Consider the following 16,071-nt stretch of genomic DNA (forward strand, 5'->3'; position numbering starts at 1 on the left):
ACATTTTTTGTACGTTATGTTTTCTTTATTCTATTTCATCGTTGTCTAAAGCGTTAAATGATTGTTTAATAGCTTCTAATCCACCAATTAATTTATCTTCACTACATGCTACATTAAGTCTAAAGTGATGACTTTCATCAAGCTCATATGAATTTCCAATACCAGTCGCGATTTTACCAACAGACTGTAACGCTTTTTGTACTTTTTCCTCGCTATAACCACTATTTGAGAAATCAATCCATGCTAAATATGTCGATTCAGGCTTAATAAAACTTAATTGATCTGACATTTCATTATCTACGAATTCTTTTAAAATTCCCATATTTCGTTCTATATGGTCGTTTAATTGATCAACCCACTCTTCAGCTTGGTTATATGCAACTTTTACCGCCTCTACCGCTAAAGTATTAGCAGCTGCAAGTCCATAATAAGTTCCTAGTTTTCTATTAAATTGCATTGTAAAATAGCGATGTTTTGTAATCATATAGCTACTTGCTAAACTAGCTAAGTTAAATGTCTTTCCTAAGCCTGTTACCACTAAAATTGGAGAATCTAACTGCATAAGATTTGCCATAGAATAAAAGCCGTTTTCACTTCTTACAAAATCCATATGAATTTCATCAGAAACTATAAACACATCATGTCTCTCACATATTTCTTTTATTTGCTCACATTCTTCTTTAGTCCAAACTTTACCTGTTGGATTGTGAGGATTACAAAATACTAAAACTTTCACATCTTCCCTAGAAGCTACTTTTTCAAATTGTTCTACGTCTAATTTATAGCCTTCATCAGTTTGGATAAGAGGAGATTCAACTACCTCTCTTTTATTTCCTTCTATAAGGTTAAGAAAAGCATTATAAGATGGTGTATGAATAAGAACACCTTCTCCTTCTTTCGTAAATTCACGAATCACTTCTGTGACTGTGAATAATATACTTGGCACATAGTATATATCATTTTTTTGAACGTTAACGCTGAATCTTTTTTTATACCAATTTTTAATCGCATTTAAATATTCATCTTGTTTCCACACTAAATAACCAAAATGTGCTTGATTTAATTTATTTTTCAAATGTTCTATAATAAATTCAGGCGTTTTAATATCCATATCAGCTATCCAAAATGGTTCTAAATTCTCGTAATCATATACTTTTTGTTGCCCGTCATAAGCAACTGTAGCTGTACCTCTTCTATCGATAACTTCATCAAAATTATACTTCAATTAGCTCATCCCTTCTGATATCGTTTTTAATTTTTCTCGTTTCATCATCAATCTTAACTGCAAAATGATTAATATCGTGATAAAACAAGAACCAATAATTTTCTTTTATATATTTTTGCATTAATCTTTCTTTAGCATTAATAGAATCCATAGGATAATCGTCATATGCTGTAACCCAAAGTGGATTTAAGTGTGCAAATGTTGGAAATATATCTGCCATATGAACTGCTTTTTCCCCATTGCTTTCAATTTCAATAACTGAATGTCCCGCGCTATGGCCTCCTGTATGCTTCATCGTTATACCAGGTATAACTTCAAATTCATCTTTGAATGTAACAACTTGATGTTCAATATTTTTATGGTTTTCTTCCCAATAAGTAGACTTACTTCTAATATTAGGAGCTCTCATTTCATTCCACTCTATTTGCGAAGTGTATATGACAGCATTTTTAAATACAGATTGACCATCCGGCGTTGTTAGCCCACAAGCATGATCAAAGTGCATATGTGACATAATTACAATATCTATATCATCAACTGTTAAGTTAAATTGTTCTAAAGAACCATGTATATCACTTTCATATGTAGCTCCATAATTACGTTTTTGTTTTTCAGTAAATTTTCCATTACCCACACCAGTATCAATAATCATATTATGATTATTATTTTGTATTAAAATAGGATGACATACTAGTGGTATTTGGTTGCGTTCATTACACGGATACTTCTTCGTCCATAATGGTCTTGGTACAACACCAAACATGGCTCCACCGTCCATATTCGTAATACCACCTTGTAATGGATATAAATTGAATTCTCCAATATTAAACAATATATTCCCCTCCATTCATTATTATTATTTTATCATTTATTATTATAATGAACACCCATCAAGGTTTAGATAAATATGTTTTGTGATGGTAAAAGAATAGTTGTGAGTCGCTATGTTGCATGTCGACCGTGTCTTGCAACTTTCGGGAGCGCTATGTTGCACATGGACATCGTCTTGCTACATTTCGAAACTGTACTTCGGCTTTTAATACAATTTTAAAGTTTTAAGTAATACTTTCTTGGCTTGCCTTCAATAAATTCAAAATATTTATTACAAATTCTTCTCAGTGTGTGTTTATTATTAGTACTACACCATCTTTCTGCATCTTGTAATGTAAATGGTTCGCCTTTACAAATAAACAGTTCTTTTAAGTTATACAAATATATACTTCTTCTACTAAACTTATTTGAGCAGATAGTACAACATACACTTTTCTTCTTCTCGCTTATGTTTAGTTTATCAACGCTTTTACAATTCGGGCACTTCAAGCCATGTTTAATATCATCAAATGGGACTCTCTTATTATTTTGATATATGTCAGAAAAAGTATTCTTTTCCTCTTCAATTATTTTTAAAATTCTATGATTTTCTGCTGTTTTATAATTTTTGAACAATCTTTGGATTTTATGTAATTCAGTTGGTAATAGAACTTCATATTGGGGCGGTATTTGGGATTTTAAAGTAAAAGTGGGATTAGTATAGTCTTTATTTCTCTATTAATTTCACATTTCTTTAAAAGCAGTTGTAATTCATTATTAGCTCGATATAACTGTTGAAATGGTGTATAAAACATACTTCCATAATCATTTATAAATTGGTCGTTTTTTATATAGTAATCACCACTATAATTTTTTATTTCAAAGTGATAAACATAATCATCAAAAACGACTAAAAAATCTATTTGTACTCTATTATTTATATTAAGTTCAATATTGTAGAGAAATGGTAAATGATTAATTAGTTTTAGTTTTTGATAAATAATTACTTCGCCTTCTAGTCCCTTCAAAAAAGTAGCCATTTGACTATCAAGTGAACTTTTATCAATTCTATTAGTTAAAGAAGTAAAATATACTATATTTTGCATCGGCAAACCTCCAATATTTTTTATATAATTATAAACGCTTTTTATTATATAGAAAAGAAAAAAAGGACGAGACATGGCTGTCTCGTCCTTTTTAACTACATTACTTAAAACTTGCTTCCATACGATAGATTCTAAATCCTCTGTTTGAGAATTTGTCTTCATATTCTGTGCGTATGTTCTCTTCTGGTTCATTTTCATGTAAGTTTAAATTGATTAAGTCGAATGTCATTCCGAAGGCTGACATACTTTCTAAACTATATTCGAACAATCCTTGGTTATCTGTTTTAAAGTGGATTTGTCCGTCTTTTTTTAATATATGTCGATAGATTTCTAAAAACGATGAAAATGTTAATCTACGTTTTGTGTGACGTGTTTTCGGCCATGGATCAGAAAAGTTTAAATAAATTCTCGATACTTCATTTTCTACAAAGTACTCTGTAAGTAATTTAGCATCTTGATTAATCAACTTAATATTCTCAAGTTCTAATTCTTTTACTTTTTCTAATACTCGAACCATGACGTTTTTGTCTCTTTCTATTGCAACATAATTAATTTCTGGATGACGTCTTGCCATTTCAGTTATAAACCTACCCATACCTGTACCAACTTCGATGTGTATTGGTTGGTCTTTTTCAAACCATTCAGCCATTTTATACTGCTGATTCAAATCAACATCAACAATTTGGGGATGACTTTTTAAGAAATCATCTGCCCAAGGTTTATTTCTCATTCTCATTCAAAGTAACTCCTTATATAAATACATTTCGATTCATGACTTCACTTAAGAAATTCAACCAATCATTCATATCATTATAGCGTTTTTTTTCTTCGTACCACTCAACCATAGCAATAGCCTGTATAAGCGTATACCATTTCATTCTTTTCTTTAAGTCATGTGTATCATTAATACCATACTTACTTAACCAATCAACCCAATCTTTTTCATCAACATAAGTATACAATATCATACCTATATCTATAGCAGGGTCAGCAATCATCGCGCCTTCCCAATCTACTAAGTATAATTCGTCTTGATCAGATAAAAGCCAATTATTATGATTCACATCGCCATGTATAACAGTATAGAAGCGACTATCTAGCATTGGCATATTTTCTTCTAAATATAGCAACGCTTTTCTAACAGTTCTATTCGCTAATACATGCCTAGATAAAGAACTATTAATTTTATTAAATAATAACTCTGGGTGCATAGGTTTCATTTCCATACGCTTTAACATATTAAGTAATTGTTTTGAAGAATGTATTTTTTTAAGAAGTTTGGCAACGCGGTTAGAATTCATTTCATCTTGGACTAACTCTCGACCATTTTTCCAATGTTGTGCAGTTACAACTTCTCCAGTTTCAATTCTTTTTGTCCAAACTAATTTTGGTACAATCCCTTCAGCTGACAAAGCTGTTAAGAAGGGGCTTGAATTTCTTTTTAGGAAGAGTTTGCGGCCGTCTTGTTCTGCCATATATGCTTCACCAGATGCCCCACCTGCTGAGTCTAATGTCCATCCTAATTGATAAAAATGTTCCAACCTATCCACCTCACTTTCAGAAAAAGAAAAAGACTCATGAACATCAATTTTCAAGAGTCATTACTTAATCTTAAAAAACCCGTTTATTTTTTGTCATTTTAGTGCGCTTGATTTAAATTTTATTATTTTTCTGTGCAGATTTCAACCACATAAATGAAAACTTTGGGGTATTTTGAACCTATTCAGATACAAAATATCTATAAAGTTCAGTATTTACGTGGTTTACACTATATTAATAAATTACACTAAAATATTTTTTCTATGTTTGACTCTATATAATTGTTAAACGATTTTTGTAATTCTTTTGTAATTTTACCTACTGTACCATTAGAAATGAATGTGTCATCCACTTGAATTACCGGCATAACTTCAATTGAAGTACTTGAAACTATAACTTCATCAGCACTTTTCAAAAACTCTACATCAAAAGGTTCCTCAACAAATGGTATATTCAATTCGTTAGCTATCTCATTGATAACTCTTCTTGTAATACCATTTAAAATTAAATTATTCGCTGGGTGTGTATATATTTTACTGTCTTTTACAGCAAAAACATTGCTAGAACTTCCTTCTGTTACAATTCTATCTCTATGCATGATAGCTTCTCCAGCATCACTTTGAGTTGCTTTCTCTTTAGCTAAGACATTACCGAGTAAATTCAAGCTTTTAATATCACATCTTAGCCATCTAATATCATCTACAGTAATTGCTTTTATGCCATTTTCTAATTCATCGTATGGTCTTTCATAACTTTTAGAAAATGCTGAGAATACAGGTTTCGTGCTCGCTTCTGGGAAAGGATGATTTCTTGGTGCGACTCCTCGTGTTACTTGGATATATACGCCACCATTTTTGACGTTATTTTTTTCTGCCAATTCTTCAATTAATTCTGTTAAGCTTTTTACAGTATAATCTTCTAAATTTAAGCCGATTTCCTTTGCACTTCTGAATAAGCGTTCAAAGTGTTCTTTAGCTGTGAATGCATTACCGTCATAGATGCGTATATATTCGTATATACCATCGCCGAAATTATAACCTCTATCAGTATAACTAACCTTGCCTTCTGATTCATCTACAAATTCATCATTAATATATACAAATGTCACTCTACATCATCCTTTACACAAATATTATATATAGCTTTTAAATAAATAGCAGTTGCATCAAATAATTGTTTTTTTGTAATATATTCATTTTTTTGATGCATTAAATCTTCTGATTCTTTAAACATTGCTCCAAATGCAACGCCTTTATCTAGATTGCGAGCATAAGTGCCTCCACCAATTGTAAACGGCTCTGATAAGTCTTTAGTTTGGTTGCGGTATGCAGACAATAATTTATCGATAAACGGATCATTCTTATCTACATAATGAGGTTCCTGATGTTTATCCATATCTATTTCAAATCCTCTATCTGCAATTTCTTCAGTAAATCGTGTTAAAGATTGTTCAAAGTTGAAACCTTCTGGATATCTCAAATTAATACCAAATTGTCCACCATCAACATCAGTATAACTCATTATTCCAGTATTAGTAGTTACTTCTCCCATTTCTTCAGTCGCAAATTTCATACCCATTTTTTCACCATTTGGCGAATTTACTAAATAATCATTGGCAAATTTCACATATGAATTTGCATATTTATCTAAATTTAAATTGTTTAAAAATTGTATTAAAAGTAAGCCTGCGTTAATACCTTGTGATGGATCCATACCATGAGCCGATTTACCATGAACAGTTAAATTCAAGAAACCTTCATCTATTGAAGTTTCACCTTCAATTTCATTCTCTTCTAAAAATGTTTCGAAATTTTGAACAACGTTTGTCATTTGTTCTTTAATTAAAAGTTTGGCTTGAGCAGTATCAGGTACCATGTTAAAACGTTCACCCGAGAAGAATGCTTTTAATTCAACTTCAGGCTCATCATCGTCTTCTTCATAACCAGATTGTAAAATATTAAAAGTGACGATTCCCTTTTCACCATAAATTAATGGAAACTCTGCATCAGGAGCGAAACCGATTGTAGGCATTTCTTCAGTTTCAAAATACCTATCAGTACACTGCCAATCAGATTCCTCATCTGTTCCTACAATGATATGTATTCGTTTTTTCCAATCTACTTTCATATCTTCTAATATTTTTACAGCGTAGTAAGCTGCAATTGTAGGACCTTTATCATCTAAAGTACCTCTAGCGATAATAGTATCTTCAGTTTCTACTGGGTCAAATGGATCTGTGTCCCAACCGGCACCTGCTGGTACTACGTCTACATGACATAAAACTCCTAATAAGTCATCACCTTTACCCGCTTCGATTCTTCCGACTATGTTTTCAATATCTTTATAACTAAACCCATCTCTTTCTCCGAGTTTATACATGTAATTCAGTGCTTTTTTCGGACCTGGGCCAACTGGTTCATCAACATTACTTTCTGCATCATTTCTTACACTTTCAATGCTTAATAAACCTTTTAAGTCTTCAACAATATCTTTTTCATATTCTTTAACTTTATTTCTCCACATCGGAAATCATCTCTTTCTTACTTGAATAGTTATCTATATGATACATGAAAATTTTAAAAATATGAAATAGAAATACCAAAAATTCTTAAGTTTTTTAACTACTTATTATTTCCTTATACATACGACTATAGTCGTGTGTATTTAACATTTTTATTTCCCAAATTTTTATCGACCTTATAGAGTAAAAAAGACCGACAAAACTGTCGGTCTTAAAATAAATTATTATTTTTTTAAATCTTCTTCAGTCACAATTCTTAAATTGCCGTTTGCTGTTCCACCTTCATCATCGAATTTAGCTTCACGTAAATCAGTATTATCACTATCATCTTTCTTCAAACGTGATTTTGCATCTGAAGCATAGCCTTTAGGATTTTCTTTAGCTTTTTTCAATTCTGTTTTAGCTTTTTCTTTATAAGACTCTGGATCTTCTTTGTATTTAGAATATTCGTTTTGTGCCTTACCTTTTATTTCAGACGCTTTTTCTTTTGCTGATGCTTTATAATTTTCAGGGTCTTCTTTATATTTATCATATTCATTTTTTAGCTTATCTCTGTTTTCTTTTTTAGATAATACTACTGCTGCTGCAGTTCCCCCTAATACAACTAATGTTCTAAATAATCCTGCTTTTTTAGCCATTTTATATCCACCTCTATTTATTTAATAATACTAGTTTACCCAACACAGTATTTTTCAAACATATAATTATTCTTATAATCCTAATAATTTAAAATCTTCTTCAAGTAAATGTCTATATTCACCTAAAGCTAATTCTTCATCCAAGTTCAAATTATTTATTTGAATTCGTTTTAAATACGTAACTTCACAATCAATTGAATGAAACATTCTTTTCACTTGATGAAATTTTCCTTCATAAATCGTCACATATGCTTTTGATTGAACATCATCTTCTATAATTTCTAATTCGCTTGGAGATGAAGTGAAGTCACCTAGATCTATTCCATTTTTAAAAATTTCAATCGCTTCTTCTTTTATATGACCATCAACTTCAGCATAATATTTTTTTGGCACTTTATGTTTAGGATTCATTAGTTGATGAGAAAATTTCCCGTCATTTGTTAGTAATAATAACCCTTCTGTGTCTTTATCTAATCGTCCAACTGGGAATAAATCCATATGCATATATTCTGGAACGATATCGATAACTGTTTCGTGCTCATCATCTTCAGTTGCTGATATAAATCCTGCTGGCTTGTTCATCATTAAATAAACAACTGGTTCGTATTCTATAGGTATTTCATCAAAAACGACAATATCTTCTTCTGGATTAATATGAATATCTGGTTTTTTAACCAGTTCATCATTAACAGTTACTAAATTTTGTTTTACAAATTTTTTAACTTCTTTTCGAGTTCCAATTCCAGCATTAGCTAAAAATTTATCTAGTCTCATTTCTACACCCACTTAATTTTACGTCTTATTTTAGCAGTTAAATCACCAAAGAATTCATCAGCTAAACGAGAACGCATTGTTAAATAACCATATACAATCATGCCAACTAGAGCACCTACTATTAATACGATTAAAGCACCCAATTTCGATGTTGGATCAATAATTAATGAAATAATAAAGTAACTTAATTCTACGAACAACATCATGATAATTGTATAAAATAGAATTCTCAATGTATGTTGAATTGTTACATTAAACTTATAATTAGCATGTTTCCAAAGAACAAAACAATTTAATGCTACTGCGATCAATAGTGCAATTGCAGTACCTAATACTGCTCCTAAAGTATTAAAAGCAATAATTAAAGGTAAATTGATGATTGCTTTAACGCCTAATGCGCCAATCACTATCCATACTGTTAATGCTTGTTTATCAATACCTTGAAGCATCGATGCTGTTACTGATAATAACGCTATTAATATACTAACTGGTGCATACCAGAATAGAATTTCTGTACCCATTGGACTATAACTATAAAACACATTATACAATGGTTGTGCTAATACCATAATACCTAATGAAGCTGGAACAGTTAAATATAGTAGTACTCCTAATGATTTTCTTATTTGTATATGCATTTCATCAATTCTTCCTGAATTGTAAGTGTTAGTAATAAACGGTACTAAACTTACAGCGAAACCTGCCGCTAATGAAGTAGGAATCATTACAATTTTATTAGTAGTCATGCTAAGCATTGTAAAATAAACATCGTGAAGAGAACTATTTACTCCAGCTATAGCAAGTCCAGTATTATGTGTAAACTGGTCTATTAAATTTATGATTGGAAAACATAAACTTACAATTACAAATGGAATACTGTATTTAATGATTTCTTTATATATTTTGACATAGGAAACATCTATATCGCTCGTATCTTGTGCAACTTCTGCTTTAATTAAATGTCTACGTTTTATCCAGTAATATAATAACGTTAATAGGGCAACAATCGCACCTATCCCAGCTGCAAAAGTAGCAACTTGGTTCGCTACTAATACTGAACCATCCATTACATATAGAACAATGTAACTTCCGCCTAAAATAAATGCAATTCGAGCAATTTGTTCAGTCACTTCAGAAACTGCAGTAGGACCCATTGAGTTGAAGCCTTGGAAAATACCTCTCCAAGTTGCTAATAAAGGAATAAAAAGAACAACAAAACTAATAGTACGAATTACATTAGTAATATCTTCAACTTTCCATCCACCTTCTATACCACCTTTGTTTGCTAATGTTAATTGAGCTATCGTTGGTGATAAGAAGAACAGTAATAAGAATCCAATTAAACCAGTAATAGACATTACTATAAAACTCGACCGGTATAATTTTTGACTTACTTTATAAGCACCTAATGCGTTATATTTAGATACATATTTAGCAGCTGCTAATGGTACACCAGCAGTTGCGATTGTTATCATGATTGTGTATGGTTGATAAGCATATGTAAATGGTGCAAGATTTTTTTCATCGCCGATTATAGCGTAAAAAGGAATTAAGTATAAAATACCTAATATTTTTGTAATTAAAATACTAGCTGTGAGTAAAAATGTCCCTCTCACAAGCGCTTTACTCTCTGACATATTTTCATCCCTATCTCAATTTACTTTTAAATTTAATAATAACAGGTTTATTTCTATTGTACTACTTTTTTTAAAAACCATTATTCGTTAAAATATCATTACATAAATCTTTGGAGGTAACTTATGTATCATACAATTATAATAGGCGCAGGACCAAGTGGTTTAATGGCTGCCTACAGTGCCAGTAAAGATGGTCAAAGCGTTCTATTAATAGAAAAGAAAAAAGGCCTCGGCCGAAAACTACGTATATCTGGTGGTGGCAGATGTAACGTTACAAATCGACTCCCATACGAAGAGATAATAAAAAACATTCCAGGAAATGGAAAGTTTTTATACAGCCCATTTTCGACTTTTGATAATGAATCTATTATTGATTTTTTCGAATCTCGTGATGTAAACCTTAAAGAAGAAGATCATGGACGCATGTTCCCTGTTTCAAATAGAGCACAAGATGTAGTCGATGCACTCGTAAAAGCCATTAAAGATAACGGCGTTGAAATTCGCCAAGAAACTACAGTATCATCAATCGAAAGTGAAAATCAACAAATAACTGGTGTAACATTACAAAATGGTACTTTCATACCTTCACAAACAGTTATTATAGCATCCGGTGGTTGTAGCGTCCCACATACAGGTTCCACTGGAGATGGCTACAAATTTGCTGAACAACATGGACATACCATAACTGAATTATTCCCAACTGAAGTACCTATCAAATCAAGTGAGCCATTCATTAAAAATAAAATATTACAAGGTCTCAGTTTACAAGACATAGGGCTTTCCGTTCTAAAGAAAAATGGAAAACCAAGAATTACACATCAAATGGATATGTTGTTTACCCACTTCGGTGTTTCAGGACCAGCTGCATTAAGATGTAGCCAGTTCGTATATAAAGAACAAAAATCACAAAAGAAACAAGAGATTAAAATGGCTATTGATGCCTTTCCAGAAATAAAACAACATGATTTAGAACAACAAATTATAAAAAAATTAAAAGACGAACCAAATAAAGCTATTAAAAATGCGTTAAAAGGTTTAATACAGGAACGTTATCTGCATTTTCTATTAGAACAGTCAGATATAAATTTGGATGTAACTTATCACAATTTATCACAACAATCTATCAAGACTTTCGTAGAAAACTTAAAAGCATTCACTTTTACTGTTAACGGAACTTTACCAATCGATAAAGCATTCGTTACTGGTGGTGGCGTAAATATAAAAGAAATCGAACCAAATAAGATGCATTCAAAAATTTGCTCTGGCTTATTCTTCTCAGGTGAAGTGTTAGACATTCACGGTTATACAGGTGGATATAATATAACAAGTGCACTTGTTACTGGTTATGTTGCCGGGCATAACGCTTCGTTATATAATTCTTAGGAATTACATCGCTAACGAGCATGTTTCCATACTCTTGCTCGTTAGCGCTATACTCTCTTCACATTAAGCATAAATAAATCAAGGGTAAGACATTATTAATGTCTTACCCTTGTTTTTCATAATAGTTAATATTGCGAGTTTATTTAAACTCTTTTATTTTCAAGTCCTTCGTCGCCCCACGCATTCATGCCTCCTTCAACGTTCACAGCGTCTATATCATGGTCGTTTAAATATTCTACAACTTTAGCGCTTCTAACGCCACCAGCACATACTATATAATATGTTTCATTTTCTTTAAAATGATTTAATTCGTTTGGTATTTCTCCCATTGGGATGTGTTTTGCACCAGGTATTACACCCATTGCTACTTCTTCGTCTTCTCTAACATCTACTATGTTAATAGGACTGCTTGAAGTTATTTTGTCTGCTAATTCTTTAATTGTTATTTCTTCCATTTTGATTACACTCCTCTTTTTAATTTGCTACAATATTAACCAATTTTTGAGGTACGGCAATCACTTTACGTACTGTTTTGCCTTCAATTGCTTGTTTCACTTTATCAATTTCTAAAGCAAACTGTTCCATTTCTTCTTTAGATAAATCTTTAGAAACTTTAGTTTTTTCTTTTAATTTACCATTAACTTGAATAACAATTTCTACTTCATTGTCTACAAGTAAAGAAGGATCAAATGTTGGCCATTCTTCATAAGCAATCGTATCGTCATGTCCTAATTTTGCCCATAGTTCTTCTGAAATATGAGGTGCTATAGGCGATAACATTTTCACAAAGCCTTCAACATAAGCTTTACTTAATTTATCTTGCTTATAACAATCATTGATAAACACCATCATCTGACTGATAGCTGTATTAAAGTTCAATGTATCGAAATCTTCAGTTACTTTTTTAACAGTTTGATTGTAAACTTTATCTAATTCAGGTGTTTGTTCGTCTACAACCTTATCTGTAAGTTGATTTTCTTCTGTTACAAGTAATCTCCAGATTCTATCCAAGAAACGACGTGAACCATCTAAACCATTTTCACTCCAAGCGATTGCCGCATCTAAAGGTCCCATAAACATTTCATATAGACGCAATGTATCTGCACCGTGAGATTTAACGATATCATCCGGATTAACAACATTACCTTTAGATTTACTCATTTTCTCATTACCTTCACCAAGTATCATGCCTTGGTTATATAATTTTTGGAATGGTTCTTTAGTTGGAACTACACCGATATCGTAAAGAACTTTGTGCCAAAATCTTGAATATAATAAGTGTAACACTGCATGCTCTACTCCACCAATATATAAATCTACAGGCAACCAATGTTTTAGTTTTTCGGGATCTGCTAACATTTCATCATTGTGAGGGTCTATATATCTTAAATAATACCAACAACTACCAGCCCATTGTGGCATAGTATTCGTTTCGCGACGACCTTTCATACCTGTTTCTGGATCTACTACATTAATAAATTCATCAATATTAGCTAATGGTGATTCTCCTGTACCAGATGGTTTAACTTGGTTAGTTTCTGGTAATAACAACGGTAATTCTTCCTCAGGTACAGTGGTCATTGTGCCATCTTCCCAATGTATTACTGGAATTGGTTCACCCCAATAACGTTGACGACTGAATAACCAATCTCTTAATTTATAGCTAATTTTCTTCTCACCGATACCTTTTTCTTCTAACATTTCAATTGCTTTAGGTACCGCTTCTTCTTGAGTTAGACCATTTAACTTGTCTGAATCTATCATTTTTCCATCTTCATCATATACAGTAACGATGTCTAAATTGAATTTTTCAGCAAATTCTCCATCTCTTTCATCGTGTGCTGGAACTGCCATAACAGCGCCTGTACCATAACTAATTAATACATAATCAGCAATCCATATAGGCATTTTTTGACCTGTAAATGGATTAGTTGTAAATGCTCCAGTAAATACACCGCTTTTATCTTTTGCTAAATCTGTTCTTTCTAAGTCAGATTTACGAGAAGCTTCAAGTTTATATTGATCTACTGCTTCTTTTTCATCTTCAGTAGTAATTTTATCTACTAATGGATGTTCTGGTGATAACACTGCAAAAGTAGCACCAAATATTGTGTCTGGACGAGTTGTAAATACGTTAAATGATAAGTCTGTATCATCTATGTTAAATGTTAATTCTGCACCTTCTGAACGACCAATCCAGTTTCTTTGCATATCTTTAATAGATTCAGGCCAATCTACGTCTTCTAAATCTTCTAGTAATCTATCAGCATACTCAGTTATTTTTAATACCCATTGTCTCATTGGCTTACGTACTACTGGGTGTCCACCACGTTCTGACACACCATCGACAATTTCTTCGTTAGATAATACTGTACCTAAAGCTGGGCACCAGTTAACTGCTACTTCATCTACATATGCTAAACCTTTATTGTATAACTGAATAAAAATCCATTGAGTCCATTTATAATATTCAGGATCTGTTGTATTGATTTCTCTATCCCAATCATAAGAAAAGCCAAGTTCTTGAATTTGTCTCTTGAACGTAGCTATGTTCTGAGCAGTAAATGCTTTAGGGTCATTACCAGTATCAATAGCGTATTGTTCTGCTGGTAAACCAAACGCATCCCACCCCATTGGATGTAAAACGTTATACCCTTGCATACGTTTATATCTTGAAATAATATCAGTCGCTGTATAACCTTCTGGATGTCCTACGTGTAATCCAGCTCCTGATGGATATGGGAACATATCTAAAGCATAAAATTTCTTTTGACCTAAATTGTCATTTGTTTTAAATGTTTTATTATTTTCCCAATAATTTTGCCATTTTTTCTCGATTTGTTGATGATTATAATTCATTAATTGTTCCTCCTGTAAAATAAAAAAAGCCACCCCAAACCATAGTTACAGTTGGGACGACTAAAATATAATGCCGCGGTACCACCCAGAATTCACTTAAAAAGTGCACTTCATTTATATGGTTTAAGATTGCTTTAATTTAATACTATCATCTGGTAAGTTCACTTAATGGATATCATCAGTTCCCACCACCACTGACTCTCTAAAGATTCGCATTAAAGTTACTACTCCTATACATTCTTAATATTATTCAATTTCTAAGGAATTTGCAAGTTTTATTTCATTTTATGCAACATTCCCCTTTTTTATTCCTTTGTCGTAAATTATTAAGAAATAATAACCGACAAGAATTAAGGCAATCATGCTAAAGAACATGACTTTCATATCAAATACATCTACGATAACACCACCCACTACAGGCCCAAAAGCTTTACCTACAGTTGAAGATGCATTTACAATACCTTGATATGCTCCCATACGACCTTTAGGTGCAAGTTTATTCGCAATTGCCGGAACTGCTGGCCAAACAAACATTTCACCGAAAGTTAAAATAACCATACCTACAACGAACATCGTAAATTGTTCCGCCACACTTGTTACTAAATAACTAACTATAAAAATACCTAATCCAACACTCATTTGTAATTTTAAACGTTCTTTAAAACGATTAATAAATGGTGCGATTAATGGTTGTCCAGCTAATATTAACACGCCGTTGACAGTCCAAAGAAGACTATATTGCTTCAAGGAGATGCCTACTGATTGTGTATATGTCGCAATTGTCGTTTGCCATTGAACATAACCAATCCAACATAAGCTAAACATCACACATAATAAAATCAGTGCTTTGAATTTCTTTTTATCTTTAACTTCTACAGCACTTGAAATACCCTCGTTATTTTTCACATTTACATTTAAATCTACATTATAATAACGTAAAGCTATAATAATGAATACAACATATAATAACAAATTAGCCATAAATATATATTTAAAGCTGAAGTCTGCTACAAAACCACCAGCTGCAGCACCAATAGAAACACCTAAATTTTGAGCTAAATAAATAGCATTAAATGTTGTTCTTCCTCCATTAGGCCAGCTTGCTGCAGCCATCGCATAAATTGCAGGTACGATTATGCCACCACCGAATCCTAGAATAACTAACCAGAAAGGATACCACGGCCAGTCATTTAAGAAATTTAAACCAACTAAACTTCCTATATTTATAATAGAAGCAAATATGATAGATCGAAAACCACCAATTTTATCAAATAAAGAACCGCCCAGTAAATTTCCGATTACGCTCCCAAATGCGTTAATCATTAATACAACACCGGCGGTACTTAAACTTTTATTTAATTCCTCATTCATATATATCGTATTTAAAGGCCACAAAAAACTAGCGCCCGTTATGTTAATTGCCATTCCAATAATAAGCCACTTTACGATTTTCGGCATTTTCAAAGGGCATCACTCCCGTCAATTTTTTTCTCAATTTGAATAGTCTAAACCTTTTTCTGCAAAAGTTCAATATTATATGTTAAAATGCTTTAGATAAGTTTGTAGAACAGGATGTGAA

Annotated in this window: 15 protein-coding genes; 1 reads left to right on the forward strand and 14 read right to left on the reverse strand. The window is 32.0% G+C overall.

All coding sequences use genetic code 11. The features are described from left to right. Positions 1–25: 25 nt before the first annotated feature. The 11 genes from ACO6VN_RS08105 to ACO6VN_RS08155 form a co-directional block, all read right to left on the reverse strand. Positions 26–1,225 carry a MalY/PatB family protein gene (locus tag ACO6VN_RS08105; RefSeq protein WP_422404453.1) on the reverse strand — a complete coding sequence of 400 codons (1,200 nt, stop codon included), beginning with the start codon at positions 1,223–1,225 and terminating at the stop codon, positions 26–28. Continuing rightward, positions 1,215–2,057, reverse strand: a complete 843-nt coding sequence (locus tag ACO6VN_RS08110) for a YtnP family quorum-quenching lactonase (RefSeq protein WP_422404454.1) — start codon at positions 2,055–2,057, stop codon at positions 1,215–1,217. Before ACO6VN_RS08110 ends, ACO6VN_RS08105 begins: the two co-directional genes overlap by 11 nt. A 215-nt stretch (positions 2,058–2,272) precedes the next feature. Beyond that, entirely contained in the window at positions 2,273–2,437 is a 165-nt protein-coding gene (locus ACO6VN_RS08115; RefSeq protein WP_194201373.1) for a hypothetical protein, read from the reverse strand. 296 nt (positions 2,438–2,733) lie between these two features. After that, on the reverse strand, positions 2,734–3,141 hold the full coding sequence (locus tag ACO6VN_RS08120; protein ID WP_194201374.1) for a nuclease-related domain-containing protein: 408 nt from the start codon (positions 3,139–3,141) through the stop codon (positions 2,734–2,736). A gap of 100 nt (positions 3,142–3,241) precedes the next feature. Next, positions 3,242–3,877, reverse strand: coding sequence for a tRNA (guanosine(46)-N7)-methyltransferase TrmB (gene trmB, locus ACO6VN_RS08125; RefSeq protein ID WP_017000074.1), 636 nt, complete (start codon positions 3,875–3,877; stop codon positions 3,242–3,244). 13 nt (positions 3,878–3,890) lie between these two features. After that, positions 3,891–4,682 carry a phosphotransferase family protein gene (locus tag ACO6VN_RS08130; protein WP_017000073.1) on the reverse strand — a complete coding sequence of 264 codons (792 nt, stop codon included), beginning with the start codon at positions 4,680–4,682 and terminating at the stop codon, positions 3,891–3,893. A gap of 245 nt (positions 4,683–4,927) precedes the next feature. Continuing rightward, the gene (dat, locus tag ACO6VN_RS08135; protein WP_194201375.1) at positions 4,928–5,788 is read right to left on the reverse strand and encodes a D-amino-acid transaminase; all 861 of its coding nucleotides are present in this window, start codon (positions 5,786–5,788) and stop codon (positions 4,928–4,930) included. Further along, positions 5,785–7,203 carry a dipeptidase PepV gene (pepV, locus tag ACO6VN_RS08140; protein ID WP_422404455.1) on the reverse strand — a complete coding sequence of 473 codons (1,419 nt, stop codon included), beginning with the start codon at positions 7,201–7,203 and terminating at the stop codon, positions 5,785–5,787. The genes dat and pepV overlap by 4 nt, the downstream gene beginning before the upstream one ends. Before the next feature lie 222 nt (positions 7,204–7,425). After that, the gene (locus ACO6VN_RS08145) at positions 7,426–7,839 is read right to left on the reverse strand and encodes a YtxH domain-containing protein (RefSeq protein ID WP_194201376.1); all 414 of its coding nucleotides are present in this window, start codon (positions 7,837–7,839) and stop codon (positions 7,426–7,428) included. A gap of 72 nt (positions 7,840–7,911) precedes the next feature. After that, a complete protein-coding gene (locus tag ACO6VN_RS08150) occupies positions 7,912–8,613 on the reverse strand; it encodes a pseudouridine synthase (RefSeq protein WP_422404456.1) in 702 nt (233 codons plus the stop codon). A gap of 2 nt (positions 8,614–8,615) precedes the next feature. Next, complete coding sequence (locus tag ACO6VN_RS08155; RefSeq protein WP_194201378.1) at positions 8,616–10,250, reverse strand: putative polysaccharide biosynthesis protein; 1,635 nt, start codon at positions 10,248–10,250, stop codon at positions 8,616–8,618. Between the two features lie 123 nt (positions 10,251–10,373). On the opposite strand from ACO6VN_RS08155, the gene ACO6VN_RS08160 reads away from it, so the two are divergent. Continuing rightward, complete coding sequence (locus ACO6VN_RS08160) at positions 10,374–11,633, forward strand: NAD(P)/FAD-dependent oxidoreductase (protein ID WP_216683582.1); 1,260 nt, start codon at positions 10,374–10,376, stop codon at positions 11,631–11,633. 143 nt (positions 11,634–11,776) lie between these two features. On the opposite strand, the gene ACO6VN_RS08165 is transcribed toward ACO6VN_RS08160, so the two are convergent. The 3 genes from ACO6VN_RS08165 to ACO6VN_RS08175 all read right to left on the reverse strand — a co-directional run bounded on the left by ACO6VN_RS08165 (position 11,777) and on the right by ACO6VN_RS08175 (position 15,956). Then, on the reverse strand, positions 11,777–12,088 hold the full coding sequence (locus ACO6VN_RS08165; RefSeq protein WP_017000068.1) for a rhodanese-like domain-containing protein: 312 nt from the start codon (positions 12,086–12,088) through the stop codon (positions 11,777–11,779). A 19-nt stretch (positions 12,089–12,107) separates the two neighbouring features. Next, the gene (gene leuS, locus ACO6VN_RS08170; RefSeq protein ID WP_422404457.1) at positions 12,108–14,492 is read right to left on the reverse strand and encodes a leucine--tRNA ligase; all 2,385 of its coding nucleotides are present in this window, start codon (positions 14,490–14,492) and stop codon (positions 12,108–12,110) included. Between the two features lie 285 nt (positions 14,493–14,777). Then, positions 14,778–15,956 carry an MDR family MFS transporter gene (locus tag ACO6VN_RS08175; RefSeq protein WP_194201381.1) on the reverse strand — a complete coding sequence of 393 codons (1,179 nt, stop codon included), beginning with the start codon at positions 15,954–15,956 and terminating at the stop codon, positions 14,778–14,780. Positions 15,957–16,071 lie beyond the last annotated feature (115 nt).

It is taken from the genome of Mammaliicoccus sp. JADD-157 (assembly GCF_049310805.1).
Lineage (GTDB): Bacteria > Bacillota > Bacilli > Staphylococcales > Staphylococcaceae > Mammaliicoccus > Mammaliicoccus lentus.

Excerpts from the sequence above, each read along its gene's own strand:
- leuS (WP_422404457.1), bottom strand. The coding sequence starts at position 14,492 with ATGAATTATAATCATCAACAAATCGAGAAAAAATGGCAAAATTATTGG.
- ACO6VN_RS08160 (WP_216683582.1), top strand. The coding sequence starts at position 10,374 with ATGTATCATACAATTATAATAGGCGCAGGACCAAGTGGTTTAATGGCT.
- ACO6VN_RS08155 (WP_194201378.1), bottom strand. The coding sequence starts at position 10,250 with ATGTCAGAGAGTAAAGCGCTTGTGAGAGGGACATTTTTACTCACAGCT.
- ACO6VN_RS08120 (WP_194201374.1), bottom strand. The coding sequence starts at position 3,141 with ATGCAAAATATAGTATATTTTACTTCTTTAACTAATAGAATTGATAAA.
- pepV (WP_422404455.1), bottom strand. The coding sequence starts at position 7,203 with ATGTGGAGAAATAAAGTTAAAGAATATGAAAAAGATATTGTTGAAGAC.
- ACO6VN_RS08165 (WP_017000068.1), bottom strand. The coding sequence starts at position 12,088 with ATGGAAGAAATAACAATTAAAGAATTAGCAGACAAAATAACTTCAAGC.
- ACO6VN_RS08145 (WP_194201376.1), bottom strand. The coding sequence starts at position 7,839 with ATGGCTAAAAAAGCAGGATTATTTAGAACATTAGTTGTATTAGGGGGA.
- ACO6VN_RS08150 (WP_422404456.1), bottom strand. The coding sequence starts at position 8,613 with ATGAGACTAGATAAATTTTTAGCTAATGCTGGAATTGGAACTCGAAAA.
- trmB (WP_017000074.1), bottom strand. The coding sequence starts at position 3,877 with ATGAGAATGAGAAATAAACCTTGGGCAGATGATTTCTTAAAAAGTCAT.